This is a genomic window from Corallococcus aberystwythensis (genome assembly GCF_003612165.1).
GTDB lineage: Bacteria > Myxococcota > Myxococcia > Myxococcales > Myxococcaceae > Corallococcus > Corallococcus aberystwythensis.
In genome coordinates, this window is record NZ_RAWK01000497.1 from 1 (window position 1) to 2,430 (window position 2,430).

2 protein-coding genes and 1 pseudogene are annotated in these 2,430 nt (G+C 70.9%); 1 reads left to right on the forward strand and 2 read right to left on the reverse strand.

Annotation, left to right across the window (positions count from 1 at the left end):
* A pseudogene (locus D7W81_RS40850) lies at positions 1–249 on the forward strand (GspE/PulE/PilB domain-containing protein); the annotation flags it as partial.
* Positions 250–262: 13 nt separating this feature from the next.
* Here D7W81_RS40850 and serB read toward each other — a convergent pair.
* Together serB and D7W81_RS40860 are read right to left on the reverse strand one after the other, a co-directional pair.
* The gene (gene serB / locus D7W81_RS40855; protein ID WP_120560705.1) at positions 263–1,465 is read right to left on the reverse strand and encodes a phosphoserine phosphatase SerB; all 1,203 of its coding nucleotides are present in this window, start codon (positions 1,463–1,465) and stop codon (positions 263–265) included.
* A gap of 74 nt (positions 1,466–1,539) precedes the next feature.
* Positions 1,540–2,430, reverse strand: an 891-nt coding sequence (locus tag D7W81_RS40860; RefSeq protein ID WP_147445828.1) for a serine/threonine protein kinase, incomplete at its 5' end; no start/stop codon positions are given.

Here is a 2,430-nt window from a genome sequence, read left to right on the forward strand (position 1 = left end):
GCCTCACGCGCGGCCCCGGCCCCCGCGCCCGCCGCCGCGAACGCGGGCTCCAGCGCTTCCGACATCCTGGATGAAATCCTCGCGGGCGGCTCGCCCACCTCCGAGTGGACGGAGGAGGACCTGGCCCGCCTGCAGACGGTGCAGCAGAACCAGGAGAAGAGCTCCAAGATCCTCCGCGCCCTCCTGGAGCTCGTCTTCGAGAAGGGCACCGTGCAGCAGCGCGAGCTGGCCGCGCGCATGCGCCTCTGACCGCGGACTGTCTTCAGCCCACCTCGCGCAGCTCGCGCGCGGTGAGCCCCAGCAGCGTGAGGATGGTGTCCAGTCCGCCGGCGGAGATGGACGTGTCGGCGGCCTCGCGCAGCTTGGGTTTGGCGCGGAAGGCGATGCCCAGCCCCGCCTTCTCCAGCATCAGCAGGTCATTGGCCCCGTCTCCCACGGCGATGACCTGCTCCAGGAGGACGCCCTCCTGCTTCGCCAGCGTCTCCAGCAGCTCCGCCTTGCGGCGCGCGTTGACGATGGTGCCCACGGTGCGGCCGGTGAGCTTCCCGTCCTGGACCTCCAGCGCGTTGGAGTACGCGAAGTCGATGCCCAGCCGCTTCTGGAGCGCTTCGGCCGCCACGGAGAAGCCGCCGCTGATGACCGCGGTGCGGTAGCCCAGGCGCCGGAGCACGCGGATGAGCGTCTCCGCGCCTTCGGTGAGCGGCAGGTTCGCGGCCAGCTCGTGCAGCACGCGCGCGTCCAGACCGGCGAGCAACGCCACGCGCTGGCGCAGGGACTCGTCGTAGTCCATCTCCCCGTGCATCGCGCGCTCGGTGATGGCGGCCACCTTCGCGTGCACGCCGTACGCGCGCGCCAGCTCGTCGATGACCTCGATGCGGATGAGCGTGGAGTCCATGTCCATCACCACCATCCGCTTGCCGCGCCGGTAGAGGCTCTCGCGCTGGAGGGCCACGTCGAACGTGGGGCTGGCCATGGACAGCGCCAGGAGCGCGCGCTTGAGCGCGGTGGGATCCGCGTCCGGCGGCAGCGTGACGTGCAGCTCCACCGCCGCGAGCGGCGTCTCACTCAGCCGGGTGATGCGCTCCACGCGCGCGTTCCCCGCCGCCAGCTTCTGCGTCAGCGCGTGCACGTCCTGCACGCCCAGCGCCTTGCCCACCGCGGTGACGACGTAGCGCAGCGGCTCCGGCCCCAGCCCCGGCTCCGGAGACGTGACGGCTGGAGCCACCGCGCGGATGTCCACCGTGACGCCCAGCTCGCGGGCCAGCGAGGGGAGCGTGGGGAGGGATTCACCGCTCGGGAGGCGCACCCACAGGGCCAGGGTGAGCAGGCCCTGCACCACCACCTGCTCCACGTCGAGCAGCTCCGCGCCCGCTTCCGCGAGCAGGCCGGTGAGGCGGGCGGTGGTGTCGGGGCCGTCCCTTCCGGTGACGGTGAGGAGGACGCTGTCAGAGGGGCGCGCGGTCATGGCGCGCCGCAGTCTGACAGGTCCATCCACGGCCGGGCGAGCCTCGCGAGGAGGCCCGCCTGCCCGGCCGACGGCTACTCCTGCGGATCCGACGACAGGATGAGGGCGCCGCGGTCCAGGTACTCGCGCTCCGGGAAGGCCTTGTAGAAGTCCGCCAGCATCGCGTCCACGTCCGGGTAGCGCTGCTCGCGGCGGTCCTGCGTGGCCTTGTCGAAGACCTGATCCAACCCGCTGGGCGCCTCCGGGTTCACCTCCGAGGGCAGCGGCGAGCGACGGCCCGGAATCTGACCGGTGAACATCTCATAGAGCAGGATGCCCAGGGCGTACACGTCCGCGGAGGGACCCGGCTCCTGGGTGCCCTTGTTCATCAGCTCCGGCGCCATGTAGACCATGCCGCCCGTGCCCACGAACACCTGGGGCATGCCCTTGGTGGCGTCCACCTCCACCACGCGGCTCATGCCGAAGTCGGCGAGCTTCGCGTTGCCGTACGTGTCGAAGAGGACGTTCTCCGGCTTGATGTTGTGGTGGGTGAGCCCCGCGGCGTGCGCGGCCTTCAGGCCGTACGCCAGCTGCAGGAACGTGCGCAGCGCGTGCGGCACGTCAATGCCCTTGCCGCCCGCGGCCTCCAGCTTCTCCTTCAGGCTGCCGCGCATCAGCTCCACCACGAAGTAGGGCCGCGCCGAGTCCACGTTCTGGTCGAGGATCTGCACCACGCCCGGGTGGCGCACCTGCGCCTGCGCGCACAGCTCCTTCTTCAGGCGCTTGAGGACCTCCCCGCGCTGCAGGAAGGAGAAGTAGCCGAAGATGTCCTTCAGCTCCTTGATGCAGATGTCCAACCCCAGCGCGTTGTAGCGGCCCTTGAAGACCGTCCCCAGCGGCCCCGTGCCAATGGGGTCGAACTTCTGGTAGCGCAGGTCCAGGTCGCTGGTGCCCTTCGCGGCGGCAGCGGCGGCGGCATTGGGGAC